Here is a 26,635-nt window from a genome sequence, read left to right as displayed (position 1 = left end):
GCACTTTTCACCATGACGGAGAGCAGACTTTGACGAAGCACAACGAGCAGGAAATCGACCGCCGGCGGACTTTCGCCATCATCAGCCACCCGGACGCCGGCAAGACCACCATCACCGAGAAGCTGCTGCTGTTCGGCGGCGCCATCCAGCAGGCCGGCGAGGTGCGGGCCCGCAAGGCGGCCCGCCATGCCACCTCCGACTGGATGGAGATGGAGAAGCAGCGGGGGATTTCGGTCACCTCGTCGGTCATGAAGTTTACCTACCGGAACTACGAGGTGAACCTCCTGGACACCCCGGGCCACAACGACTTTTCCGAAGACACCTACCGGGTTCTCACCGCCGTTGACTCGGCCCTCATGGTCATCGACGCGGTGAAGGGGGTCGAGAGCCAGACCATCAAGCTTCTCGATGTCTGCCGCCTGCGCCACACCCCCATCATGACCTTCGTCAACAAGCTGGACCGGGAGGGGCGCGACCCCTTCGAGCTCATCGACGAGATCGAGAAGGTCCTGAAGATCCAGTGCGCCCCCATGACCTGGCCCATCGGCATGGGTAAGCGGTTTCGCGGCACCTACCACCTCTACACCAAGGAACTCATCATATTTGATGCCGAGGCGGAGCGGGGAACCGGAAGCGTCATTTCGCTCTCGGGTCTCGATGACCCCCGCCTCGACGAGATCCTCGGCTCCCAGGCCGCGGAGCTTCGCGGTGACATCGAGCTTCTTGAGGGGGCGGCCCACCCCTTCGAGGAGGAGGCCTACCTGGCCGGCCTCCAGACCCCGGTCTTCTTCGGCAGCGCCATCAACACCTTCGGGGTCCAGCAGCTTCTCGATACCTTTGTGGAGAACGCCCCGGCGCCGCTCCCCCGGGAGGCGGTCACCCGCACCGTTTCCCCCTATGAGGAGCCCTTTGCCGCCTTCGCCTTCAAGATCCAGGCGAACATGGACCCCGCCCACCGGGACCGGATCGCCTTCTTCCGCATCTGCTCCGGCAAGTTCACCCGCGGCATGAAGGTGCGCCACGTGCGGCTCGGCCGCGAGGTGGCCATCAACAACGCCACCATCTTCATGGCCCAGGACCGCACCCACGTGGAGGAGGCGTTCCCCGGCGACATCATCGGCATCCACAACCACGGCACCATCAAGATCGGCGACACCTTCACCATGGGTGAAGAGCTCAAGTTCACCGGCATCCCCAACTTCGCCCCGGAGCACTTCCGCAAGGTGCGGCTCCTGGACCCCCTGAAGTCAAAGGCCCTGGAGAAGGGGCTGACGCAGCTGGCCGAGGAGGGGACCACCCAGGTCTTCCGCCCCCTCATGGGGGCCGACTGGATTGTGGGGGCCGTCGGTGTCCTCCAGTTCGACGTGGTCATGCACCGGCTGGAGCACGAGTACAACGTGAAGGCCACCTACGAGCCCGCCGCCTACGCCACGGCCCGGTGGGTGACCGGCGAGAAGAAGAAGCTGGAGGAGTTCCAGAAGAAGGAAGTCATGAGCTGCTACATCGACGGCGAGGGGAACCTGGCCTATCTGGCCAGCAGCCAGTGGCGCCTCGACAACACCATGGACAACTGGAAGGAGCTCCAGTTCCACGCCACGCGCGAGCATAGCTGAGCCGTTAAGAAAGGGGGGAGACATCTGGGTTTCCCCCCTTTTTGTCTCCATCCCGCCAAACCCCCTGGCCCCTTACCCGGCAGCACGCATTTTCAATCCCTGCAATGGATGATATTTTTGTTAGAATGTACTGATACCCGGCTGGATGCTATGGACCCGAACGAACTCAAAATTCTCCTGAACAAATTCAAGAGCGGCGCCATCGGCGAGGACGAGGCACTTGAGCGCCTGCGCCACCTCCCCTTCGAGGACATTGGAGATGCCATGGTGGACCATCACCGGAGCCTGCGCCAGGGGTTCCCGGAGGTGATCTTCGGTGCCGGCAAGAGCGCCGGCCAGATCGAGCGGATCATGGCCTCCCTGGCAGCCAGGGGGAACAACATCCTCGTGACCCGTCTCGACGAGGCCAAGGCCCTGGCGGTGAAGGAGGCCTTTCCCGCCGCGGTCTGGCACGCCGACGCCCGCTGCCTCACCCTGGAGCAGAAGCCGGCGGAACAGCGGGGTCGGGGGACGGTCCTCGTCGTCTCGGCCGGCACCTCCGACCTGCCGGTGGCGGCCGAGGCCCTGGTCACCCTCCGGATGATGGGGAACGACGCCGAGCACCTCTACGACGTGGGGGTGGCGGGAATCCACCGCCTCCTGGCCCGACGGGAGGCGCTCACGGCCGCCAGCGTCCTCATCGTGGTGGCCGGAATGGAGGGGGCCCTTCCCTCGGTGGTGGGGGGACTCGTGGACCGGCCGGTCATCGCCGTTCCCACCTCGGTGGGGTACGGGGCAGCCTTCGGGGGGATCGCCGCCCTCCTCGGGATGCTCAACTCCTGCGCCGCCGGCGTCACGGTGGTGAACATCGACAACGGCTTCGGCGCCGCCGTGGCGGCCAGTAAGATCAACAGGGAATGAGGTTTTCTTGAAGATACTCTATTGCGACTGCTTTGCCGGCATTGCCGGCGACATGACCGTGGCGGCCCTCCTGGACCTGGGAGTCCCCTTCGAGGTGGTGGAGGGGGCGGTGAAACAGCTCCCGCTCCCCCATTCCAGCTACTCCCTGGCCGTGGAGCGGACGAGCCGCAAGGGGATCGCCGCCGCCCGGTTCGTGGTGCACGTGGAGGAGCACCAGCCCCACCGCCACTACGCCGACATCGCCGCCATGATCGAGGAGAGCACCCTTGCCGAAGGGGTGAAGGAGAAGGCCCAGCGGATCTTCTTCCGCCTCGCCGAGGCCGAGGCAAAGGTCCACGGGGTCGAGATCGGGCGGGTCCACTTCCACGAGGTGGGAGCCGTGGACTCCATCGTTGACATCGTCGGCGCAGCGGCAGCTTTGGAGTGGCTCGGCATCGACGCCATCCATGCCGCTCCTCTCCCCCTGGGAAGCGGCTTCGTGGAAACGGCCCACGGCCGGCTCCCGGTGCCGGCTCCGGCCACGGCGGAGCTTCTGCGGGGGCTCCCGATCCACGGCGAGGCGGGGAGCGGAGAGCGGGTGACCCCCACCGGGGCCGCCATCCTGGCCGCCCTGGCCACCGGCTTCGGCCGGGCCCCGGCCATGACCGTGACCGGTGTCGGCTGCGGGGCCGGCACCAAGGATTTCGAGGATATCCCCAACGTCCTGCGGCTCTTCGTGGGCGAGGCGGAAGGGGGGCTCCTGCGGGACGAGGTCTGCATCATCGAGACCCACATCGATGACATGAACCCGGAGATCCTCGGCCACGTCCTGGAGCGGCTCATGGAGGCCGGCGCCCTCGACGCGGCTTTTTCGCCCCTGCAGATGAAGAAGAACCGCCCGGCGGTGAAGCTCACCGTCATCGCCCGCCCCGGGCAGAGGGACGAACTCGCCGCTCTCGTGCTGCGGGAGACCTCGGCCATCGGGGTACGGTTCTACCCCGCCGGCCGGCTCAAGCTGGCCCGCGAAAAGGAGGAGCGCCCCACCTCCCTCGGGCCGGTGACGGTGAAGGTGATCCGCGACGGCGGGCGGGTGGTGCGGGTAACCCCCGAATACGATGCGTGCCGCCGGATCGCCGCCGAGCGGGAAATGTCGCTTCTGGAGGTCTACCGGATTGTGGAGCGGGAGGCGGGGGAGTCATGAGGGGCTTCGTCGTCTGCGCGGCAAGCTGGTTCGGCACCGGGTTTTTCCCCGTGGCATCGGGGACCGTGGGGACCCTGGGGGCCATCCCCCTCTACCTGGTTCTGGTGCGGCTTCCCCTCGGGCTCTACCTCCTGACACTCGTCCCCTTCTTCTTCCTCGCTTCATGGGTCTCAGGGGCGGCGGAACGGGAGTTCGGCGAGAAGGACTCGGGAAAGATCGTCATTGACGAGGTGATCGGCTTCCTCATAACCATGGCCGGGGCGCCGGTCCACTGGCGGAGCATCGTGATCGGCTTTCTCCTCTTCCGGTTCTTCGACATCGTCAAGGTGCCGCCGGCCCGCTACTTCGACCAGCAGGTTAAAAACGGCTACGGCGTGGTCCTCGATGACGTGGTGGCCGGCATCTACGCCTGCGTCGCACTCCACGTGATCCTGAGGTTTCTGTGAAAACGGCGCTCCTTTCCATCGGCGACGAACTCCTCCTTGGTGAGGTTGTCGATACCAACTCGGCTCGAATCGCGGCACGGCTGGCCGACGAGGGGATCGTCACGGCCCGGAAACTGACCGTGGGGGACGACGAGGGGGAAATCGCCGGGGCCCTGGAGGAGCTTGCCCGTGGTCACGACGTGGTCATTGCCACGGGAGGCCTCGGTCCCACCGATGACGACGTGACCGCCCGGGCCGTGGCGCGGGCCACGGGAAGGCGCCTCGTCCTGAACGAGGAGGCCATGGGGCACCTCAGGGAGTTTTTCGTCCGGCTGGGGCGGGAGATGCACCCGGCCAACGGCCGCCAGTGCCTTCTGCCAGCCAAGGCGGAACTCATCCCGAATCCCACCGGCACTGCCAGCGGTTTTTATCTCCTCCTCGACGGATGTCTCCTCATGTTCCTCCCCGGGGTCCCCTCCGAGATGGCCGTGATGCTGGATGAGACGGTTGTTCCCCTGGTTCTGGAGCGGCGCGGGGAGCACCGGCGCACCCGAACTTTGACCCTTACGGTCTTCGGCCTCTCCGAGGCGGAGATCGGCGCCCGGCTCTCGGACCTGGACCGCTCACGGCCGGGGCTTACGGTCGCCTACTGCGTGGAGTATCCGGTGGTTCAGGTGAAGCTTCGGGCCACGGGGGAGGACGAGGGGGCGTTGACGGCGCTTTTGGAGGACGGTGCGGCCCTGGTGCGGGAGCGACTCGAGGGGCACGTGGTCGCCGGGGACGGGGAGACCATCGACACAACAGTGGCCCGCCTCTTCCGGGAAACGGGGATGACCCTGGCCCTGGCCGAGTCGTGCACCGGCGGCCTCATCGCCGGACGGATCACGGCGATTCCCGGCAGTTCCGCCTATTTTCTCCTCGGCGCGGTCACCTATGCCAACGACGCCAAGGCGCGTCTGCTGGGCGTCCCCCAAGGGCTTCTGGCCGAGGTCGGGGCCGTGAGCGCCGAGGTGGCCAAGGCCATGGCCCGGGGGGCGCGGCAACTGGCCGGGAGCGACCTGGCCCTGGCCGTTACCGGCATCGCCGGGCCGGAGGGGGGGAGCCCGGACAAACCCGTGGGGACGGTGTTCATCGCCCTGGCGGACCAGGCAGGCTGCTCTGCCAAGGGGTACCATTTCAGGGGAGACCGCGACAGGATCAGGACGATCACCGCGGTTACGGCCATGGATTGGCTGAGAAGGCGGCTTTTATCACATTAGTCCTTGGCGGGATGGATAGGTAGTCATGTCTTCACCAAACCATCGGATATGCCTCGTTGTCGGCTGGGTGGGCGCCGTTCTGCTCTTCCTGGGGCTTGTCGGCACGTTCGTCGCCTACCGCATTCATAACGCCTCCATCTTCGGCGTTCTCCCCCATGTTCTCGTCTTTCTCATGCTCTGTTTCATATTCATGGCCGTAAGCTATCGCCGCATGAAGAGCGAGGAAGCCCTGGCCCATGTCAAGGAACTGATGCAGGTCCAGCGGGAACTGGACAAGACCGCGCGGCGTTACCGCAGTCTCATGGAGGGGGCGGGTACGGCCATCTTCGTCTTCAATGCCGATACGGGGATGCTGGTGGAGGTAAATCGCCGCGGAACCGAACTCTTCGGCTACGACAAGGAGGAGATGATCCCGTTGCGGGGGAAGGATCTGGTCCTTGAGGAGGACCAGGAGAAATTCATCTCCCTCGTTCACCGGGTGGCCCGGCGGGGGAGGGGACGCTCCGACGGGATCACGTTTCGCCGCAAGGGTGGTGAGTGCTTCCTGGGTCAGGTCGATGCCCGTCTCATCGACTTGGGGGACGAGAAGGTGGTTCATGCCGTGGTTCGCGACATCACCTTCAGGCACCGGGCCGAACGGGAGGTCCGCCAGCGCAACCGGGAACTCTCCACTCTCGTCGGCATCATTACCCGGGCCAACCAGGAGACGGAGCTGGAGACGGTGCTCGCCGTGACGCTTCGCGAGACCATCGAGGCCTTCGGCGCCAATGGCGGCGGGATACACCTTAGCAATCAGGACGGGAAGCTGAGGCCAACGGCATCAATCAACGTTCCCGAGCAACTCCGGTTCCTCCTTGCCCGGCGGGATGAGGCCGGCCCCCTGGAGCGGATCGCCGGCTCCGGCACCAGCCTCAGTCTGGCGAACCTGGAAGCGGAGTGCCGTTTCGGCTCGTCGCCGGCCGTCCAGGGGTGGAAGGGATTCGTCGGGGTTCCCCTGTCGGCCCGCAACCGCGTCACCGGCGTCATGTACCTCCTGTGCAGGAAGGAACGTCGTTTCGGGGATGACGAGGTGGCCCTCTTGCTTTCCATCGCCGGCCAGGTGGGGATCGTGATCGACAACGCCCGCCTCTTCGATGAACTCAAGTGGAAGAGCGATGAGCTCATGGGCTCCCTCCGCCTCCTGGAACGGAGCAGCCACGAACTCTCCTTCTCCCAGCACCGGCTCCGCACCAACCTCATGCTCGTGGAACGGGCCAACCAGGAACTGGAGCGAATCGACCGGATGAAGTCCAACTTCCTCGGTATGATTTCCCACGAGTTCCGCACCCCCCTGACGAGCATCATCAGCGGCACCGAGTTTCTCCTCTCGTCCCCCTCCTTCCAGATCGGAAGCGATGCCCGCCGGGTCCTCGACATGATCAACCAGGGGGGGGAGCGCCTCTCCGAGATCGTCAGCGACATCCTCAAGGTGGCGAAGCTGGAGGCGAACAGCACCGCGGTCTCCCGCTCGACCCTCCACATTTCCCAGGTTTTCGAGGAGGTACTCGAGACGCTGGAACCCCTGCGGGCCGAGCGGGATCTCACGATCTCCTTTGACGACCTGGAGCGGCTCCCCCACTGCAGCGGCGATCGGGAATGCTTCCGGGATATCTTCACCGAGCTGCTGGAAAACTCCATCAAGTTTACCCCCGACGGCGGTACCATCATGGTTGCCGCCCGGGTTGTGGACATGGACAGGCTTTCGCCGCGAGAGGAGATTCTCAGCCGCTTCAATGCCCGGTTCCTTGCCCAGGCGGGTGATAACTGCTACCTGGAGGTGGAGGTCCGGGACAGCGGCATCGGCGTGAGTCACGACGAGCAGGTGAAGATCTTCGACAAGTTCTACGAGGTGGGTGATATCCGTCATCACTCCAGCGGCAAGAACAAGTTTCAGGGGAAGGGGACCGGGTTGGGGCTCGCCATCGTCAAGGGGATGGTGGAAGCCCATGGGGGCATGGTCTGGGTCGAGAGTCCGGGAGAAAGTTCCGATGGCCGTCTCGGCAGCGCCTTCTTCGTGCTTCTCCCCCTGGAGGAGAGTGCCTGCCAGCCCCAACTCCCCCTCTCCGGAGTCGGCATGTCCCGTTCCCATGACGACCTTCCCGATGAGGGGGGCGGATAGCCGCCGCGGCGGTGGCGCAGGTCCCGAAGATACCCGTTGAAAAAGACGAAACACCTGTGCTATCTCTGTTCAACTATACCGGGCAGTGGCGATTTTCCGCCCTGCCGACGACCCCAGAGGAGGAATTCCGTGACCCAGGAACGCGAGAAGGCGATTGAGCTGGCACTGAGCCAGATAGAGAAGCAGTTCGGCAAGGGCGCCATCATGCGGCTGGGTGCCGACGAGGCCCTGCCGGACATCGACGCCATCCCCACTGGCGCCCTCTCTCTGGATATCGCCCTGGGGGTGGGCGGGGTTCCCCGGGGACGGGTCATCGAGATCTACGGCCCCGAGTCGTCGGGCAAGACGACTCTCGCCCTTCACATCGCCGCCGAGGCCCAGAAGCTGGGCGGCATCGCGGCCTTCGTGGATGCCGAGCACGCCCTGGACATCGGCTATGCCCGCAAGCTGGGTGTTCGGACCGACGACCTCCTGGTCTCCCAGCCCGACACGGGGGAGCAGGCCCTTGAGATCGCCGAGATGCTCGTGCGGAGCGGCGCCGTGGATGTCCTCGTCATCGACTCGGTGGCGGCCCTGGTTCCCAAGGCCGAGATCGAGGGGGAGATGGGGGACTCCCACGTGGGACTCCAGGCCCGCCTCATGTCCCAGGCCCTGCGGAAGCTCACCGGCATCATCTCCAAGTCCAACTGCTGCGTCATCTTCATCAACCAGATCCGGATGAAGATCGGTGTCATGTTTGGCAGCCCTGAGACCACCACCGGCGGCAACGCCCTCAAGTTCTACGCTTCGGTCCGCCTCGACATCCGCAAGATCGCCACCCTCAAGCAGGGGGATGCGGTTGTCGGCTCCCGCACCAAGGTGAAGGTGGTGAAGAACAAGGTGGCCCCGCCGTTCAAGGAAGTGGAGTTCGACATCTACTACGGCGAGGGGATATCCCGCCTGGGTGATCTCCTGGACCTGGCCGTGGACCGCAAGATCATCGACAAGAGCGGTGCCTGGTTCTCCTACGGCTCCGACCGGATCGGCCAGGGGCGCGAAAACTCCCGGAATTTCCTCAAAGAGCACTCCGAGATGGTGGCCGAGATCGAGGATAAGATCTACGAGACGGCCGGCATTCCCCGCAAAGGGGGGAAGGAAGAGGCGGCATAGGCCATGGAACTCAATGACATTCTCGCCATAGCGGTCAAGGCCAAGGCCTCCGACATCCACATCAAGACGGGTCTCCCGCCGGTGGTCCGGATCGACGGGCGGCTGCGGCCCATTCCCAATGCACAGCGTCTTGCCCCGGACCAGGTGCGCGGTATGGCCTTGGCCATCATGAATGAGCGGCAGAAAAAGCTCTTCGAGGAGCACTACGAGTGCGACGTGGCCTACGGCGTGCCGGGCCTCGGCCGCTTCCGGGTGAGCGTCTATTCCCAGCGGGGGACCGTGGCCATGGTCTTCCGGTCCATCCCCTTCGGCATCCCCTCCATTGAGAACCTGACCCTCCCGCCGGTCATCAAGAAGCTCGCCCTGGAGGAACGGGGGCTCATCCTCGTCACCGGCACCACGGGAAGCGGCAAGTCCACGACCCTGGCCGCCATGATCGACTACATCAATGAGCACCGGACCTGCAACATCATCACTGTCGAGGATCCGGTGGAGTTCCTTCATCGCGACAAGAAGAGCATCCTCTCCCAGCGGGAGGTGGGCTTCGATACCCTCTCCTTCTCCACCGCCCTGAAAGGGGCCCTCCGGCAGGACCCGGACGTGGTCCTCGTGGGGGAGATGCGGGACCTGGAGACCATCGAGACCGCCATGCACGCCGCCGAGACCGGGCACCTGGTCATGTCCACCCTCCATACCCTGGACGCCGCCGAGACCATCAACCGGATCATCTCCGTCTTCCCTCCCTTCCACCAGCGCCAGGTCAGGCTCCAGCTCTCCGGGGTCATCAAGGGGGTCATCTCCCAGCGGTTGGTCCCCCGGGCCGATGGCAAGGGGCGGGTCCCGGCCGTGGAGGTCATGATCGGCACTGCCCGCATCAAGGAATATATCGACGACAAGGACAAGACGAAGCTCCTCCCCGAGGCCATCGCCCAGGGGTTCACCACCTACGGGATGCAGACCTTCGACCAGTCCCTCATGCAGCTCTATACCGGCAAGCTCATCACCTACGAGGAAGCGCTCCGGCAGTCCACCAACCCGGATGATTTCGCCCTCAAGGTGTCGGGCATCTCGTCCACCTCCGACAGCACCTGGGATGACTTCGTCCACGACGAAGGTGCCTCGGCCGCCGGCGGAGAGACGCCCGCCGAGGGGGTCGAGAAGTTTTAGATGGGGGATGAGCGGAGCGGGTTCAGCCGCGCCCTCGATATTCTCTCCCGGCGCGACCACAGCGAGGCTGAGTTGGCGCTGAAGCTGCGGCGCAAGGGGATCGGCGAAGGGGAAATCGCATCCGTCGTGGCCCGCCTGCGGGAGTTGGGGTATCTCAACGACCGGCGCCTGGCCGAGCGGATAGCGGAAACGGCCATGGCCGGCGGCAGAATGGCGGGACCGCGGCTCAGCCGGGAACTCATCCGGCGCGGAATCCCCTGTGAGCTTGCGGCCGAGGCCCTGGCTCGGGCCACCGAAGGGCGCGACCTGCGGGATGACATAAGGGAGATGCTGGCCGGCAAGTTCTCATCCTTCGACCCAAGGGAGGCGGATTTACGGGAGAAACGGCGGGTGGTCGGCTGGTTCCAGCGTCGCGGCTATCCCCTTTCGGCCATCCTGGATGCCCTGCGGGTTTCCGCCGACGAATAACATTTATCTTTTCAATTCAATCCAGAATACAGAGGAACCGATGACCGGAAACGAACTACGCGCCAGATTCCTGAAATTTTTCGAGGACCGCGGACACACCGTGGTCCCCAGCTCCCTCCTCATCCCCCACAATGACCCGACGCTCCTTTTTGCCAATGCCGGCATGAACCAGTTCAAGGACTGCTTCCTCGGCATGGAGGACCGGGGGTACACCCGGGCAACCAGTTCCCAGAAGTGCGTGCGGGCCGGGGGCAAACACAACGACCTGGAAAACGTGGGGCGCACCGCCCGGCACCATACCTTCTTCGAGATGCTCGGCAACTTCTCCTTCGGCGATTATTTCAAGAAGGAGGCCATCGCCTTTGCCTGGGAATTCCTCACCAAGGACCTGGGGCTCGACAAGGATCGCCTCTACGTGACGGTCTACACCGATGACGACGAGGCCGCCGACATCTGGCACCACCAGGAGGGGGTCCCCCGTGAGCGGATTTTCCGCTTCGGCGAGAAGGACAACTTCTGGTCCATGGGAGACACCGGCCCCTGCGGCCCCTGCTCCGAAATCTTCTGGGACAACGGCCCCGAGGTGGGGTGCGGCAGCCCCGACTGTACCGTCGGGTGTGACTGCGACCGCTACATGGAGATCTGGAACAACGTCTTCATGCAGTTCAACCGCTCCGCCGACGGCACCATGACCCCGCTCCCCAAACCCTCCGTCGATACCGGCATGGGGCTTGAGCGGATCTGCACCGTCATGCAGGGAGTGAAGTCCAACTACGACACTGACCTTCTCCAGGGAGTCATCCGCCACGTGGAAAGGCTCTCGGGGAAACGGTACCGGGAGAACGAGAAGGACGACGTCTCCATGCGGGTCATCGCCGACCACGCCCGGGCCACCACCTTTCTCATCTGCGACGGTGTCCTTCCCTCCAATGAGGGGCGGGGCTACGTGCTGCGCCGGATCATGCGCCGGGCAGCCCGCCATGCCAAGATGCTCGGCTTTGCCGAGCCGGTCCTCTACCGGACCGTGGACGCCGTGAACGAGATGATGGGGGGCTCATACCCGGAGCTTCTGGAGCGGGAGGAATACATCAAGAAGGTGATCCGGGCCGAGGAGGAGCGCTTCGCCGAAACCCTCGACCGGGGGCTTGCCATCCTGAACGACGCCGTGGCCCAGTTGAAGGGGGAGGGGAAGACGGTGATCCCCGGCGAAACCCTCTTCCGCCTCTACGACACCTTCGGTTTCCCCACTGACCTCACGGCCGACATCGTCCGGGCCGAAGGGTTCACCATCGACGAGCCCGGATTTGAGGCGTGCATGGAACGCCAACGGGAGCAGGCCCGGGAGCACTGGAAAGGTTCCGGCGAAGAAGGGATTGCCGCCGTCCACAAGGAACTCCACAACCGTGGGGTCAGAAGCGTCTTTGTGGGTTATGATGAGAAGTGCAGCTACGCAGCGATCGGCAGCATCCTCCGTGGTGGCTCCGAGGTGGCCGAGGCGAAGGCCGGCGAAGATGTGGAAATCATCACCGACAGGACCCCCTTCTACGGCGAGTCCGGTGGCCAGGCCGGGGATACCGGCACCATCTCCACCGGCTCAGCCCACGTGCGGGTGACCGGTACGATCCGCCCCTATCCCGACCTCATCGTCCACCGGGGAACCGTCGTCGAGGGGACCATCAAGACCGGCGAAGCGTGCGACCTGAAGGTGGCGTCCGTGGATCGCGACGCCACGGCCCGCAACCACACCGCCACCCACCTCCTCCAGACGGCGCTCCGCCGGGTGCTCGGCGAGCACGTGAAGCAGGCCGGCTCCCTGGTGGCGCCGGACCGGCTCCGTTTCGACTTCACCCACTTTGCCGCCATGACCCCGGAGGAAATCCGGCGGGTGGAGGAGATCGTCAATACCTTCATAATGGAGAACGATACGGTCCATGCCCGTGAAATGGCCGTTGAGGAAGCCATGGAGAGCGGCGCCACGGCCCTCTTCGGCGAGAAGTATGGCGACCGGGTACGGGTGGTCAAGGTGGGGGAGGTGAGCGCCGAGCTCTGCGGCGGCACCCACGTCCGGGCCGCCGGCGACATCGGCTCCTTCAAGATTCTCTCCGAGGCGGGAATAGCCGCCGGGGTGCGCCGCATAGAGGCCCTGACCGGCATGGGGGCGCTGCGCCACATCCAGGAGCTGGAGGATGAGAAGCGGCAGATCGCGGCACTCATGAAGGCCGAGGGGGGAGACAATATCGACCGGCTCCAGAAACTCCTCGCTCGCCAGCGGGAGATGCAGCGGGAGATCGAGACACTCCAGGGTCAGCTCAATGCGGCCAAATCCGGGGATCTCCTGGCGGATGTCCGGGAGGTGAACGGCGTGAAGGTCCTCGCGGTAACCGTGGAGGTGGATGATCCGAAGAAGCTGAGGGAGTTGGCCGATACCCTCAAGGACCGTCTCGGTTCCGGGGTTGTGGCCCTCGGGTGCGAGAAGGACGGCAGGGCCAACCTCCTCGTGGCGGTGACGAAGGATCTGGCGGGCCGCTTCAAGGCCGGCGACATCATCCGGCAGCTGGCGCCGGTCATCGGCGGGAGCGGCGGCGGCAAGCCGGAGTTGGCCCAGGCAGGGGGGAGCCAGCCCGACATGCTGGCTGAGGCCCTCGGTAAGGTGTACGGGCTCATCGGCTGATCGGGCGGCCGGGCAGGGAGAGGGTGGTACACCATGGACGTTGTGGCGAAATTCCAGGCTGAGCGGGATGTCAAGACGATCCTCGTCGTTGACGACGAGGCGGTGATCCGTGACCTCTGCGCCCGGGCACTCAAGGGGTACCGGGTGCTCCAGGCGGCCGACGGCGAGGAGGCGTTGCGGCTCTTCGAGAAGGGGGGGGTCGACGTCATCCTCACCGACGTGATGATGCCGAAGATCAACGGCATCGAGCTGTTGCGCCGCCTGAAAGATCTGGAGCCCACCATCGTGGTCATCGTCATGACCGGCTATGCCGAGAAGGAGATCATTCTCAACGCCCTCAAGGCCGATGCCGACGACTTCATCACCAAACCCCTGAACATCCTTCAGCTCAAGACGGCGGTGGACAAGGCCCTGGACAAGAAGGCCCTTAAGGAGGAACTCGCCAACCTCAAGAGCATGGATCGACTCAAGAGCAACTTCCTCTCCCTCATCTCGCACAAGTTTCGCACCCCCATTACCGCCATCTCCCTCTTTCTCCAGAACCTGGCGAGCGGGGTTTGCGACCCGGACGACCCTGAATCGCGCGAGAACCTGAAACTCATCTGCGGCCAGTCCAGATACCTTGAGAACCTTGTCGCCGAGCTCCTGGTATTCAGCCGCTTCTTGGCCGCCGGGGAAGAGCTTCACCTGGAGCCGTGCAGCCTCCCTGAAATCATTCGTCCCCTGGTTGCCTCTTCCAAGGAGGCGACTGCCAAGCCGGGCGTCGTTGCGTCCTTCGATCTGGAGCAGCTCTCCCCCCTGTCCCTCGATCGGGAGAAGATCGCCTTTGCCATCGGCCAGGTGATCGACAACGCCTTTAAGTTTTCCCGCGAAACGGGGACTGTCTCCTTCTCCCTGCGTGAGGACAACGCTGTCTGCCGCCTGACCGTGGAGGATGAAGGCATCGGGATCCCGAAGGAAGAGCTGCCGAAGATTTTCGAGAAGTTCTATCAGGTGGACCTTGAGGGCGCCGGCCAGATTCGCGGTTTCGGCCTCGGCCTTTTCTACGCACGGGAGTTTGTCAAGCTTCACGGCGGCACCATCACCGTGGAAAGCGAGCCCGAAAAGGGAACCCGCGTTACGGTCCTTCTTCCCCTCCATTCATCCATTACGCCCTGAGTCTCCTCACACTCCGGAGGTGGGCAAACCCGCCTTTCGTATTGATTATTTCCCCCTATCTGCTATAGTTGCACCTTTCTTGAGCCCCTTCCGGCACCACTTTCCGACGAACGGGAGGTTCAACCGCGTGCAGCATCTCATCGAAAAGGCCAACACCCTCATGGAGGCGCTCCCCTACATCCGGCGCTTCTCCGGCAAGACCATCGTCATCAAGTACGGCGGCCACGCCATGTCCGACGAGGCCCTGAAAAAGTCCTTCGCCCTCGACGTCATCCTCCTCAAATCCCTCGGCATCAACACCGTCGTGGTTCACGGCGGAGGCCCCCAGATCAACGAGACCCTCAAACGCTACGGTATCGTCTCCGAATTCGTCAAGGGGATGCGCGTCACCGACGCCGCCACCATGCAGGTGGTGGAGATGGTTCTCACCGGCCAGGTGAACAAGGAAGTGGTCGGATACCTGAACCAGCATGGCGGCCGGGCTGTGGGCCTTTCCGGCAAGGATGGCGGGCTCCTCCTCTGCGAGAAACTCCTGCAGGAGGTGAAGCGGGAGGACGGCACCATAGAGAAGGTGGACATCGGTTTCGTGGGGGATGTGGTCAAGGTGAATCAGGAGTTGATCCAGACACTGGAGCACGGCAAGTTCATCCCGGTCATAGCCCCTGTCGGGGTCGGCGAGAACGGCGAGAGCTACAATGTGAACGCCGATCTCGTGGCCGGCAGGGTTGCCGGCGCCCTCAAGGCCGAGAAGCTGATTCTCCTCACCGATGTGGAGGGGGTAAAGGACAAGGGTGGAACGCTTCTTTCCAGTATCGCCCTTGATGCGGTTTCGGGTCTCATTGACGATGGTGTTATTACCGGTGGGATGATTCCCAAGGTGAACTGCTGCGTCGATGCCGTTGAAGAAGGGGTCAAGAAGGCGCACATCATTGATGGGCGTGTGCTCCATGCGGTTCTTCTCGAAATTTTCACCGACGTCGGCGTAGGGACCGAGATCCGACGATAGGCATGGATTGGTTGGAGAACCTTGCCACTGGACGAAAATTTGGAGGAAATGCTGATGAAATCTGCTGATTGGATAGCAAAGGGCGACAAATATATCATGAAGACCTATGGCCGGTACCCCCTGGTGCCGGTGCGGGGCGAAGGGTGCCGGGTCTGGGACGCGGACGGGAAGGAGTATCTGGACTTCCTCGCCGGCATAGCGGTGAACAACCTGGGACACTGCCACCCGAAGGTGGTGGCGGCGATTCAGAAACAGGCCGCCGAGATGATCCATTGCTCCAACTACTACAATATTCCCACCCAGATTGAGCTGGCGGAGCTGCTTTGCAGCAACTCCTTTGCCGACAAGGCTTTCTTCTGCAACAGCGGCGCCGAGGCCAACGAGGCCGCCATCAAGCTCGCCCGCAAGTATGCCCGGGAAAAGACCGGCGATGTCGAGCGTTATGAGATTATAACGGCCCTTGCGTCGTTCCACGGCCGGACCATGGCCACCATCTCCGCCACGGGACAGGAGAAGGTCCAGAAGTTCTTCGATCCGCTCCTCCACGGATTCACCTATGTCCCATTTGACGATGCCGCCGCCCTGGAGGCGGCGGTTACACCGAAAACCTGCGCGGTGATGCTGGAGCCGATCCAGGGGGAGGGGGGCGTGGTTATCCCTTCCGCCGACTACTTCCGGAAGGTGCGGGAGATCTGCGACCGCCACGGGCTCCTCCTCATCTTCGACGAGGTCCAGGTGGGGATCGGCCGGACCGGCAAGCTCTTCGCCCATGAGCACTTCGACGTAACCCCCGACATCATGACCCTGGCCAAGGCCCTTGCCGGCGGCGCTCCCATCGGCTCCATGCTGGCGAAAGACGAAGTGGCCGCCTCCTTTTCGCCCGGCACCCACGGCTCCACCTTCGGGGGAAACCCCCTGGTAACCGCCGCCGGTGTGGCCGCCGTCCGGGCGGTGCTGGAGGAGGGGCTCCTGAACCGGGCCGAAGAAATGGGGGAATACCTCGTGGGCGAGTTGGAGCGGCTCAAGGAGAAGTATTCGTTCATCACCGACGTTCGGGGGATCGGTCTCATGATAGGGATGGAACTCTCCGTGCCGGGGGGTGAGATAGTGCTCAAGGCGCTTGAGCGCGGCGTTCTCCTCAACGTGGCTCAGGACCGGGTGCTCCGGTTCGTGCCGCCGCTTATCGTGACCAAACAGGAAGTGAATGAAATGATCGCCGTGCTTGACGGCATTCTGGAGGAGATTAAGCAATGAACCGGCATTTTCTTGCCCTCAACCAGTATACCAAAGAAGCCCTTGACGCCCTCTTCGCCCTGACGCGGGAACTGAAGGAAGAGCAGAAAAAGGGGATTCCCCACCGGATACTGGAGGGGAAAAGCGTCGCCCTCATTTTCGACAAGTCGTCCACCAGGACTCGTATTTCCTTTGAGGTGGGGGTTCATCAGCTGGGAGCCCATCCGCTCTTCATCTCCTCGGCCACGTCCCAGATGGGGCGGGGCGAGCCAGTAAGGGACACCGCCCGCGTCATGGCCCGTTACTGTGACGGCATCATGATCCGCACTTACGGCCAGGAGATCGTGGAGGAGTTTGCCCGGTATTCGTCGGTGCCGGTCATAAACGGCCTCACCGACCTCTTCCATCCCTGCCAGATCATGGCCGATCTCTTTACGGTCATCGAGCATAAGGGGAAATATGACGGGCTTAAATTCGCCTGGGTCGGCGACGGGAACAACATGGCCAACACCTGGATCGAGGCCGCCGCCATCCTCGGCTTCGACCTGGCTCTGGCCTGCCCGGAGGGGTATGAGCCTGACCGCAATGTCTGGGACTGGGCCCAGAAGAAAGCCACGTCGTCCATCACCGTTACCCGGGACCCGAAAGAGGCCGTGCGCGATGCCGATGTCGTCAACACCGATGTCTGGGCCAGCATGGGGCAGGAGCAGGAGCAGAAGGTGCGCGAAGTGGCGTTCAAAGGGTACTGCCTCGACGATGATCTAGTTGCCCTGGCAAAGCCCGACTGCATGGTTCTCCATTGCCTCCCGGCCCACCGGGGTGAGGAGATCACCGACAGCGTCATCGAAGGCCCCCGTTCCGTCGTCTGGGACGAGGCCGAGAACCGGCTCCACGTACAGAAAGCCATCATGGCTTCGTTGATGAAGTAACTGATTCTATTCCGATCCAAAAGGAGACTCACATGGCCAAAGAGCACAAAGACGTTAAGAAGATTGTCCTCGCCTATTCGGGCGGGCTCGACACCTCCATTATCCTCAAGTGGCTCAAGAACGAGTACGGCTGCGAAGTCATCGCCTTCTCCGCCGACCTGGGCCAGGGGGACGAACTGGCGCCGATCCGCGACAAGGCCTTCGCCACCGGAGCCGACAAGGTCTACATCGACGATCTGAAGGAAGAGTTCGTCAAGGACTTCGTCTTCCCTATGTTCCGCGCCAACGCCATTTACGAGGGGCATTACCTTCTCGGTACCTCCATCGCCCGTCCCCTCATCGCCAAGCGCCAGATGGAGATCGCGAAGATCGAAGGCGCCGACGCCGTTTCCCACGGTGCCACCGGCAAGGGAAACGACCAGGTCCGCTTCGAGCTGGCCTACTATCACTTTGACCCGGCCATCACGGTTGTGGTTCCGTGGCGGGAGTGGAAACTCAACAGCCGCCAGGCACTGGTGAACTACGCCAAGAAAAACGGGATTCCGATCCCGGTCACCAAGAAGCGTCCCTGGTCCTCGGACCGCAACATGCTTCACATCTCCTTCGAAGGGGGCATTCTGGAGGACACCTGGGCCGAGCCACCCGAGAACATGTACGTGCTCACCAAAGCGCCGGAGAAGGCCCCCAACAAGCCCCAGTTCGTGGAGATCGAGTTCAAGAACGGCAACGCCGTGGCCGTTGACGGCGAGAAGATGAGTCCGGCCCAGCTTCTGGCCCACCTGAACTTCCTCGGCGGCGAGCACGGCATCGGCCGGGTGGACCTGCTGGAGAACCGTTCCGTGGGGATGAAGTCACGGGGCGTGTACGAGACTCCCGGCGGTACCATCCTGCGCGAGGCCCACTCGGCGGTGGAACAGATCACCATGGACCGCGAAGTCATGAGAATCCGCGACTCCCTCATCCCCGAGTATGCACGCCAGGTTTACTCCGGCTACTGGTTCTCCCCGGAGCGGGAAATGCTCCAGACCCTGATTGACGACTCCCAGAAGTGCGTGAACGGCGTGGCCCGGGTGAAGCTCTACAAGGGACATTGCCGCACCGTCGGCCGCAAGTCCGAGACCAACTCCCTCTTCAACCTGGATTTTGCCACCTTCGAGAAGGATCAGGTATTCAACCAGGCCGACGCCACCGGCTTCATCAAGATCAACTCCCTGCGGCTGCGGATCAGGGCGCTCATGCAGGGGAAAAAGTAGGAAAACGCGCCTTTTCGCAATCTCTGAATCATGACATCAGGGACACGGTTCGCCGTGTCCCTTCGTCTATCCCATGACCAAGAAGACTTTCAAAAAAGACCACATTGTCACCTCTGTCGTGGCGGTCATCGTGGACGATGACGGGCAGGTGCTCCTCACCAAGCGGAACGTGAGCCCCTTCAAGGGCGAATGGGTTATGCCGGGGGGGAAGATCGATCTGGGCGAGCCGATTATCAAGGCCCTCCAGCGGGAGGTTATGGAAGAGGTGGGGCTTCAGGTGGAGGTGGAGGCCCTGGTCGACGTCTTCGAGCACGTGACGCCGGGTGAGGACAACTACCACTTCATCATCCTCTACTATCTCTGCCACCCCCTCTACTGTGAAATCAACCACAATCTGGACGAGGTGGAGGAGGCCCGCTGGGTTCCCCGCGGAGAATTGATAAACTACAAGATGCCCCAGGGGGCCAGATTCATCCTTGGGAAAATTTTCCCGGAGCTCTGCAGCTGCGAGACGTGACGAGGTCTCCATGGTCCAGATCATCGACAAAAAGGTGAATCTCGAATATGCGCTGGGGCACCACCTCCACTGCATGATCGCCCAAGTGCCGAACCGGATCCAACGGGCAGAGAAGGGGTTTGCCGTCGTTGATCCGGACCGCCAGTGGGAGATGGTCCGTTCGATTCTCGCACTGGTGGCTGCGGGCGAGGGGAACCTGAAGAAGCTTCACTTCCTCATGCTTCCCGAGACCCATGTCCCCGTTGCCCGCTTCGACGAGATGCTCGGGATCATCGACGGCACCTTTCGTCCCAATTCGGTGACCATGTTCGGAGTGGAGCACGTGAGCCTCAAGGCCTACCGGGAGATGCTGGAGCGGTTTCGGGAGGACAACGCCGAGGCCATCGAGCTGGTGGACCGGGACATCGACTCCGGCGACGTGCTGGAAATGCCGGTGAACTGGTGCTGCGTGGCGGTGAAGGAGGCGACGGGGAAACTGCGCGTCTTCCTGGAGGCAAAGAGCCATCCCTTCCATGGGGAGGAGTTCCTGGACAAGTTCCACGACCTCTACCGGGGGCGCCACTTCTACCTGTTCCGGAGCCGCCTCTCATGCTTCAATTTCATGGTCCTGATCTGCCTCGACTATCTCTACCGCGATCTTTACAGCTCCAATATCCGGCAGATCATCGACCATGCGAACCAGCTCTATTTCTCCACCCGCCAGACCCTGGACACCATTTTCGTTGTCCAGTGCAACCCGAAGCCGGAGCACCAGGTCTACCGGGACGTCCTCTCGGGCTTCTATGGGGAGTACCTGGAGGATACGCCGGGGGTGCGGGAGACGGTGACCGTCTTCGGCAATACCTCAGACGAGACGCGAATCGAGGATGCCCCTGAAGACCGGGGGTTCGGCTGTTCGTCCGTTGTTATCAACCGGCGTCATCGCCTGGCGCGGGTGCAGTTTTCGGAGTTCTCCACCGACGACTTCGGCGGCGCGCCGGTCTGCCGGCTCCGGTTCGGCACGGGGACGCGTCTCTACTACATCAACCTGCCGCTTCACCACGAGCTCGACCCACGCACCACGCGAGTTCCCCTCAAGGTGCATACCATCATGCGCCTGTCCCCGGATGGCGGCTGGGTGCGGGTGAGCGGGGATGAGATGGCGGCCGAGTTCGAGATCGGGCAGGAAGGATGAGGCCTTTAGGCCGAATCAAAAAATCTCGATCCTGAAAATACCAGCAAAAACGTTCTGCATTGAAGGAGATAACCATGACACACGAAAAACTCTGGGGCGGCCGCTTTTCCGAGCCCACCGACAAATTCGTCGAGGAGTTCACCGCTTCCATCGATTTCGACAAGAGGCTCTACCACCAGGATATCCGCGGCTCCATCGCCCACGCCCGGATGCTGGGCAAGCAGGGTATTATCCCCATGGACGATGTTGAGAAGATCACGGCCGGCCTTCAGGATATCCTGCGCCAGATCCAGGCGGGTCAGTTCAAGTTCTCGGTGGCCCTGGAAGACATCCATATGAACATCGAGGCCCGTCTCTCCGAAAAAATCGGCGAGGCCGGCAAGCGCCTCCACACCGGCCGTTCCCGCAACGACCAGGTGGCCCTAGACATCCGACTCTATCTGCGGGACGAGATCGTGGAGGTTTCGGCCTACCTCGACCTGCTGGTGGATTCCCTCATTTCCCAGGCCGAAAAGAACATGGGGGTCATCATGCCGGGCTACACCCACCTCCAGACCGCCCAGCCGATTCTCTTCTCCCACCACATGATGGCCTATGTGGAGATGTTCAGCCGGGACAAGGGGCGGATGGAGGACTGCCTGCGGCGGATGAACGTCCTTCCCCTGGGGGCAGGGGCTCTGGCGGGGACCACCTTCCCCATCGACCGGGAGCATGTGGCTGAGATACTGGACTTCCCCGAAGTGACCCGTAATTCCCTCGACTCGGTTTCGGACCGGGACTTTGCCCTGGAGTTCATGGCTGCCGCGTCGATACTGATGATGCACCTCTCCCGCTTCTCCGAGGAGCTGATTCTCTGGTCCACCAGCGAGTTCAAGTTCGTGGACCTTTCCGACTCCTTCTGCACCGGATCTTCCATCATGCCCCAGAAGAAGAACCCGGACGTGCCGGAGCTGGTCCGCGGCAAGACCGGCCGGGTCTACGGCAACCTCATGGCGCTCCTAACGGTCATGAAGGCCCTTCCCCTTGCCTACAACAAGGATATGCAAGAGGACAAGGAGCCCCTCTTCGACACCATCGACACCGTGAAGGGGAGCCTGAAGATCTTTGCCGACATGGTTGGCGAGATGCGGATCAACACCGGGAATATGCGCGCCGCAGCGGCCAAGGGGTTCTCCACCGCCACCGACGTGGCCGATTACCTTGTCCGCAAGGGGATGCCGTTCCGCGATGCCCATGAGGTGGTGGGCAAGACCGTGGCTTACTGTCTCTCCAACGACAAGGACCTGCCGGACCTGACCCTTGGGGAATGGCAAGGGTTCTCCGATAAAATCGGTGAGGATATCTTCGGCTGCATCACCCTCGAGGCGTCGGTAAATGCCCGGTCCGCCACCGGCGGTACCGCGCTGGAGCGGGTGAAGGCCGAGATCGCGCGGGTCAAGGCGGGCAGATAATCCCTTGGGATAACCATCAACGAGCGGGCGGAGAATGACTCGCCCCCACGGACGGACAGATGATAGCCAGATATCTTGTGATAGTAGGGTTGCTCCTCCTTGCTGCATGCGGCAAGAAGGGGCCGCTGGTTCCCCCCGAAAGCTTTGCGCCGGCGCCGGTGAGCGCCCTGTCGGTTGAGCAGAAGGAGGATGCGTTCTATGTTTCCTGGCCCGCCCCCTCCAAGGATGAAGCGGGGCGCCCTCTGAAGGAGTTGGCCGGCTTCAGGGTTTATCGCCGTCCGGTGCTCCCCCCTGACGAGGATTGCGAGGAGTGCCCCACGGCCTATACCCTCGTGAAGACCGTGGACCTGGAATATCCGCAGGATGTGCGGTTCTATAACAACCGCTACGTCTTTGCCGACCGCAACGTGACAGACGGCGTGACCTACCAGTACAAGGTGGTTTCCTTCCGCAATGACGGCTCCGAGAGCGCCGCCTCCAACCGGGCCCGCCGCGCAAAGATTGCCGCACCGCCCGCTCCGCACCTCTCTGCGGCTGCCGGACCCACCAGTGTGGTGCTGCAATGGGAAGCCCCCTCCGGGACCGTCGGCAAACCGGCGGGGGCCTATGTCTATCGCCGCCGCGGCGAAGATGTTTCCACCCTGGTCCTCCTTACGCCGACGCCGGTCGTAGAACGCCAGTATGAAGATCTTCGGCTGGAACGGGGTGTCACCTATGTTTACACGGTGCGGGCGGTCGTCGACATCGACGGCATGCCGGTTGAAGGCGCTGTTTCCAACGAAGTCAGAGGAATGCTGGCTGAACCGGAGTGAAGGGGACGAGAGGAACTGCCAGAGCCGGTAAGCCTCTAATCTTTTGACTTTTTAACGGCTTCCATGGTAAAAATACCCACTTTTGTTTCGGTGTGGCAATGAAACACCTTTTTACACCTTGAGTAAGCTGAGGATTACTGACAGATTCTTTGCAAAACGGGCTATCACAAAGATCGCCCCCACATAGGAGGTTTCATATGTTCAAGGGAAGCATCGTCGCCATCGTCACCCCGTTCAATAACGGCCAGGTGGATTTTGAGAAACTGCGGGAACTGGTCGAATTCCAGATCTCCAACGGTACCGACGCCATCGTCCCCTGCGGCACCACTGGCGAGGCCTCGACCCTGGACTACGACGAGCACATGAATGTGGTGAAGACCGTCATCGAGCAGGTCAACAAGCGGGTTCCGATCATTGCCGGTACCGGCTCCAACTCCACCGCCGAGGCCATCGAACTCTCCCAGAAGGCCAAGGAGGTCGGGGCCGACGGCGTGCTGCTGGTGACCCCCTACTACAATAAGCCGACCCAGGAGGGGCTCGTCCGCCACTACACCGCCATCGCCGATGCCGTGGCCATCCCCCAGATACTCTACAATGTGCCGGGGCGCACGGGAGTCAACATGCTCCCCGAGACCGTGGCCAGGATTGCAGTGCACAAGAACGTGGTAGCGATCAAGGAAGCGACCGGTTCCCTCCAGCAGGCCTCCGAGGTGCTGGCGCTCTGCGGCGATAAGATCGATGTCCTCTGTGGCGACGACTTCATCACCTTCCCCATGATGGCATGCGGCGCCAAGGGGGTCATCTCGGTGCTGGCCAACATCATGCCCAAGACCGTGGCTGACCTGACCGACGCTTTCTACGCCGGTGACATGGCAACCGCCCGCAGGCTCCATCTGGAGACCCTCAAGATTGGCAACGCCATGTTCATCGAGTCCAACCCGATCCCGGTGAAAACCGCCCTCGGCCTCATGGGCAAGTGCTCCGACGAGGTACGGCTCCCGCTGTGCGAGATGGGGGCTGCCAATAAAGCCAAGCTCGCTGAGATAATGAAAGAGTACAAACTGATTTAAATTCAAAGCCTACCACAGAGGCACAGAGACACGGAGAAAAGCTGGAGTAAGTCAAAATCATTTTTTCCTCTCAACCAGAAGATTTGATTTTGTATTTCTCTAGACATCTCTGTGGCTCTTGTCTCTGTGGTGAAATAAGGGGTTTTCCCATGATTAGAATCGCTGTCTGCGGCGCTGCCGGCCGCATGGGTCAGAGGATTATCGTTGCCGCCAAAGAGGCGGGGTGCACCGTTTCCGGCGCCCTTGAGCGGCCGTGCCACGAGCTGGTGGGCCAGGATGCCGGGCTTATCGCCGGCTGCGGCGCCCTGGGCGTCGCCATTTCCGATGACCTGAACGCCGTTGTTGACGGGTGCGACGTCCTCATCGACTTCACCACCCCCAAGGTCTCCCTCAAGAACCTGGAGGCCTGCGCCCTCAAGAAAAAAGCCATCGTCATCGGTTCCACCGGCTTCACCCCCGAGGAGCGAGCCCTGGCCGCCGAACTGGCGAAAGAAATCCCGGCGGTGCTCGCCCCCAACATGAGCGTCGGGGTCAACGTCTGCTTCAAGATCCTGAAGGACGTGGCCAAGACCCTGGGGGACGACTTCGACGTGGAGATCGTGGAGCTGCACCACAACAAGAAGAAGGATGCCCCCAGCGGCACCGCCGTCCGCATGGGCGAGGTGGTGGCCGAGGCCCTGGGGCGCGACTACAACAAGGTGGCCAATTACCACCGCGAGGGGATCTGCGGCGAGCGGACGAAGGAAGAGATCGGCATGCAGACCGTGCGCGGCGGCGACATTGTGGGCGAGCACACCGTCTACTTCATCGGCATGGGGGAACGGATCGAGATCAGTCACCGGGCCATGACCCGCGACATGTTCTCCCGCGGCTCCGTTCGCGCCGCCCAGTGGGTGGTGGGGAAGGCGCCGGGGCTCTACGACATGCAGGATGTCCTGGGCCTTCGGTAGGAGGAATGCCGCTTTTTGCCAATCTCGGCGTTGTCTGCGTCATCGCGTGTGCGACGTAGCGCTGCTACGTCTCCGTGCTCTTCCTTGACGCCTTGAGCTTGGCGAAAAATCGACATCCCGTAGGTTAAACCGAAAAACCTTGAACCCGATTTGCCGCTCCATGCGGCATTTCCTTTATACAAAACGAATCCGGAGGAACCGCAGTAATGGCAAAAATCAACGACAACTACCTTAAACTGAAGGCAGGCTACCTCTTCCCCGAGATCGGCCGCCGCGTGCGGGAGTTTTCCGCCGCCAACCCCGCTGCCAAGGTGATCCGCCTCGGTATCGGCGACGTGACCCGCCCTCTGGCCCCGGCAATCATCAAGGCGTTCCACGACGCCGTGGACGATCTGGCCACCATCGACAACTTCGCCGGCTACGGCCCGGAGCAGGGGTACGACTGGCTCATCAACGCAATCATCGAGAAGTCCTACAAGCCCCTCGGCGTCAGCCTCAAGACCGAGGAGATGTTCATCTCCGACGGCTCCAAGTGCGACTGCGCCAACATCCTGGACATCTTCGCCATGGACAACGTCGTTGCCATCGGCGACCCGGTCTACCCGGTCTATAACGATACGAACGTCATGATCGGCCGGACTGGCGAGGCGGACGACAAGGGGTACTACAAGGGGATCGTCTACATGCCGTGTAACGAGGCGAACGGTTTCATCCCCTCGCTCCCCACGGAGAAGGTGGACATCATCTACCTCTGCTTCCCCAACAACCCGACTGGCACCGTGGCAAGCAAGGCCGAGCTGAAGAAGTGGGTCGACTACGCCAACGCCAACGATGCCGTCATCTTCTTCGACGCCGCCTACGAGGCCTTCATCACTGATCCCTCAATTCCCCACACCATCTACGAGATCGAAGGGGCCAAGAAGTGCGCCATCGAGTTCCGCTCCTTCTCCAAGACCGCCGGCTTCACTGGTGTCCGCTGCGGCCTCGTGGTCGTGCCCGAAGAGGTCATGGGCACCACGCCGACGGGGGAGAAGTACAGCTTCAACAAGCTCTGGCTCCGCCGCACCACCACCAAGTTCAACGGCGCTTCTTACCCGGTCCAGCGCGCCGCCGCTGCGGTCTACAGTGACGAAGGGTGGAAGCAGACCAAAGAGATCATCGACTACTATATGGAGAATGCCCGCATTATCCGTGAAGGTCTGAAAGAGGCCGGCGTCACCTGCTACGGAGGCGTGGACGCCCCGTACATCTGGCTCAAGACGCCAGGGGGCATGAGCAGCTGGGACTTCTTCGACAAGCTGCTGACCGAATGCAACGTGGTCGGGACGCCGGGTTCCGGATTCGGTCCGAGCGGCGAAGGTTTCTTCAGGTTGTCGGCGTTTGGGCATCGCGAGAATGTGATTGAGGCGGTGGAGAGGATCAAGAAGAATTTGAAGTAGGTTTTGAATTGAGAAAGGCAGCCTTATCGGCTGCCTTTTGTTTTTCTAATACATAATTTAAGCTTATAAATAGTTTTACAAAATTATCAGCATATTGACCATATGTTATTGTTATGATTTGTTGGAGGTAAGATGCTTAACCAAACGTTCTCGACTAAGAATATATGTGCGATTTTGAAAACAAATGATTTCATAACATATAAAATTAAAAAAACAGGTAACGAATATGTTGATATCATCACTAGCATAGTCGACGCTGTTAATGCTGATGTTTATTTCGATACAGATTTTGTCGTTAATACAGTTAACGGAAAATTTGTATTCAAATCATCATCTCTACACAATACATTAGTTTTACGTAAACTTAATGATAATATTAGGCGTTTATATAAGGTAAAACAATCAGATCGAAATAGCATAGTAACTAAAATCCTATGTATTATGAAAGATAAGTCTCCGATGTGGGTAACTCGGTTAGATATAAAAGATTTTTATGAATCTATAGATAGATCCAAAATAGTATCAAAATTGTGCAGTGACAGTTTGCTTAGTTTTCAGTCGAAGAACATATTAATAGGTTCTTTCGTGAATTAGTTGCAGCGTAGATTCAGGAGGAAGGAGATTAGATAGAGGGAAGTACATCGGATTTGACA

At 61.8% G+C, this 26,635-nt stretch carries 22 protein-coding genes; all 22 read left to right on the top strand.

Annotated elements, in window-relative coordinates; translation table 11 throughout:
• Window positions 1–29 precede the first annotated feature (29 nt).
• Window positions 30–1,613: a peptide chain release factor 3 gene (locus KJB29_RS00110; RefSeq protein ID WP_215732823.1), complete on the top strand. Its 1,584-nt coding sequence runs from the start codon at window positions 30–32 to the stop codon at window positions 1,611–1,613.
• Between the two features lie 150 nt (window positions 1,614–1,763).
• The gene (larB, locus tag KJB29_RS00105; RefSeq protein ID WP_215732822.1) at window positions 1,764–2,513 is read left to right on the top strand and encodes a nickel pincer cofactor biosynthesis protein LarB; all 750 of its coding nucleotides are present in this window, start codon (window positions 1,764–1,766) and stop codon (window positions 2,511–2,513) included.
• Window positions 2,514–2,520: 7 nt separating this feature from the next.
• Window positions 2,521–3,693, top strand: a complete 1,173-nt coding sequence (larC, locus tag KJB29_RS00100; RefSeq protein ID WP_215732821.1) for a nickel pincer cofactor biosynthesis protein LarC — start codon at window positions 2,521–2,523, stop codon at window positions 3,691–3,693.
• Window positions 3,690–4,139, top strand: a complete 450-nt coding sequence (locus KJB29_RS00095) for a phosphatidylglycerophosphatase A family protein (RefSeq protein ID WP_215732820.1) — start codon at window positions 3,690–3,692, stop codon at window positions 4,137–4,139. Before larC ends, KJB29_RS00095 begins: the two co-directional genes overlap by 4 nt.
• Window positions 4,136–5,377, top strand: coding sequence for a competence/damage-inducible protein A (locus KJB29_RS00090; RefSeq protein WP_215732819.1), 1,242 nt, complete (start codon window positions 4,136–4,138; stop codon window positions 5,375–5,377). Before KJB29_RS00095 ends, KJB29_RS00090 begins: the two co-directional genes overlap by 4 nt.
• Before the next feature lie 25 nt (window positions 5,378–5,402).
• Window positions 5,403–7,535: a sensor histidine kinase gene (locus tag KJB29_RS00085; protein WP_215732818.1), complete on the top strand. Its 2,133-nt coding sequence runs from the start codon at window positions 5,403–5,405 to the stop codon at window positions 7,533–7,535.
• 129 nt (window positions 7,536–7,664) lie between these two features.
• On the top strand, window positions 7,665–8,684 hold the full coding sequence (gene recA / locus KJB29_RS00080; RefSeq protein WP_215732817.1) for a recombinase RecA: 1,020 nt from the start codon (window positions 7,665–7,667) through the stop codon (window positions 8,682–8,684).
• A 3-nt stretch (window positions 8,685–8,687) separates the two neighbouring features.
• Complete coding sequence (locus tag KJB29_RS00075; protein ID WP_215732816.1) at window positions 8,688–9,851, top strand: type IV pilus twitching motility protein PilT; 1,164 nt, start codon at window positions 8,688–8,690, stop codon at window positions 9,849–9,851.
• On the top strand, window positions 9,852–10,319 hold the full coding sequence (locus tag KJB29_RS00070) for a regulatory protein RecX (protein WP_215732815.1): 468 nt from the start codon (window positions 9,852–9,854) through the stop codon (window positions 10,317–10,319). It abuts the gene before it with no gap.
• A gap of 40 nt (window positions 10,320–10,359) precedes the next feature.
• Complete coding sequence (gene alaS, locus KJB29_RS00065; RefSeq protein WP_215732814.1) at window positions 10,360–12,990, top strand: alanine--tRNA ligase; 2,631 nt, start codon at window positions 10,360–10,362, stop codon at window positions 12,988–12,990.
• A gap of 33 nt (window positions 12,991–13,023) precedes the next feature.
• Window positions 13,024–14,148 carry a hybrid sensor histidine kinase/response regulator gene (locus KJB29_RS00060; RefSeq protein ID WP_215732813.1) on the top strand — a complete coding sequence of 375 codons (1,125 nt, stop codon included), beginning with the start codon at window positions 13,024–13,026 and terminating at the stop codon, window positions 14,146–14,148.
• Window positions 14,149–14,275: 127 nt separating this feature from the next.
• On the top strand, window positions 14,276–15,154 hold the full coding sequence (gene argB, locus KJB29_RS00055) for an acetylglutamate kinase (RefSeq protein WP_215732812.1): 879 nt from the start codon (window positions 14,276–14,278) through the stop codon (window positions 15,152–15,154).
• A 54-nt stretch (window positions 15,155–15,208) separates the two neighbouring features.
• A complete protein-coding gene (locus tag KJB29_RS00050) occupies window positions 15,209–16,408 on the top strand; it encodes an acetylornithine transaminase (RefSeq protein WP_215732811.1) in 1,200 nt (399 codons plus the stop codon).
• Complete coding sequence (gene argF / locus KJB29_RS00045) at window positions 16,405–17,316, top strand: ornithine carbamoyltransferase (RefSeq protein WP_215732810.1); 912 nt, start codon at window positions 16,405–16,407, stop codon at window positions 17,314–17,316. The genes KJB29_RS00050 and argF overlap by 4 nt, the downstream gene beginning before the upstream one ends.
• Window positions 17,317–17,348: 32 nt before the next feature.
• Window positions 17,349–18,569 carry an argininosuccinate synthase gene (locus KJB29_RS00040; RefSeq protein ID WP_215732809.1) on the top strand — a complete coding sequence of 407 codons (1,221 nt, stop codon included), beginning with the start codon at window positions 17,349–17,351 and terminating at the stop codon, window positions 18,567–18,569.
• 73 nt (window positions 18,570–18,642) lie between these two features.
• On the top strand, window positions 18,643–19,086 hold the full coding sequence (locus KJB29_RS00035) for an NUDIX domain-containing protein (RefSeq protein ID WP_215732808.1): 444 nt from the start codon (window positions 18,643–18,645) through the stop codon (window positions 19,084–19,086).
• Between the two features lie 10 nt (window positions 19,087–19,096).
• On the top strand, window positions 19,097–20,260 hold the full coding sequence (locus KJB29_RS00030; protein WP_215732807.1) for a hypothetical protein: 1,164 nt from the start codon (window positions 19,097–19,099) through the stop codon (window positions 20,258–20,260).
• 74 nt (window positions 20,261–20,334) lie between these two features.
• Window positions 20,335–21,711, top strand: coding sequence for an argininosuccinate lyase (argH, locus tag KJB29_RS00025; RefSeq protein ID WP_215732806.1), 1,377 nt, complete (start codon window positions 20,335–20,337; stop codon window positions 21,709–21,711).
• A 59-nt stretch (window positions 21,712–21,770) separates the two neighbouring features.
• Window positions 21,771–22,523, top strand: coding sequence for an LPS translocon maturation chaperone LptM (gene lptM / locus KJB29_RS00020; RefSeq protein ID WP_215732805.1), 753 nt, complete (start codon window positions 21,771–21,773; stop codon window positions 22,521–22,523).
• 197 nt (window positions 22,524–22,720) lie between these two features.
• Entirely contained in the window at window positions 22,721–23,593 is an 873-nt protein-coding gene (gene dapA, locus KJB29_RS00015; protein WP_215732804.1) for a 4-hydroxy-tetrahydrodipicolinate synthase, read from the top strand.
• A gap of 149 nt (window positions 23,594–23,742) precedes the next feature.
• A complete protein-coding gene (gene dapB, locus KJB29_RS00010; protein WP_215732803.1) occupies window positions 23,743–24,543 on the top strand; it encodes a 4-hydroxy-tetrahydrodipicolinate reductase in 801 nt (266 codons plus the stop codon).
• A 206-nt stretch (window positions 24,544–24,749) separates the two neighbouring features.
• On the top strand, window positions 24,750–25,982 hold the full coding sequence (locus KJB29_RS00005; RefSeq protein WP_215732802.1) for an LL-diaminopimelate aminotransferase: 1,233 nt from the start codon (window positions 24,750–24,752) through the stop codon (window positions 25,980–25,982).
• Window positions 25,983–26,635 lie beyond the last annotated feature (653 nt).

Source organism: Geobacter grbiciae (assembly GCF_018531165.1).
Lineage (GTDB): Bacteria > Desulfobacterota > Desulfuromonadia > Geobacterales > Geobacteraceae > Geobacter > Geobacter metallireducens.
This window is presented reverse-complemented; position numbering and strand designations above follow the sequence as displayed.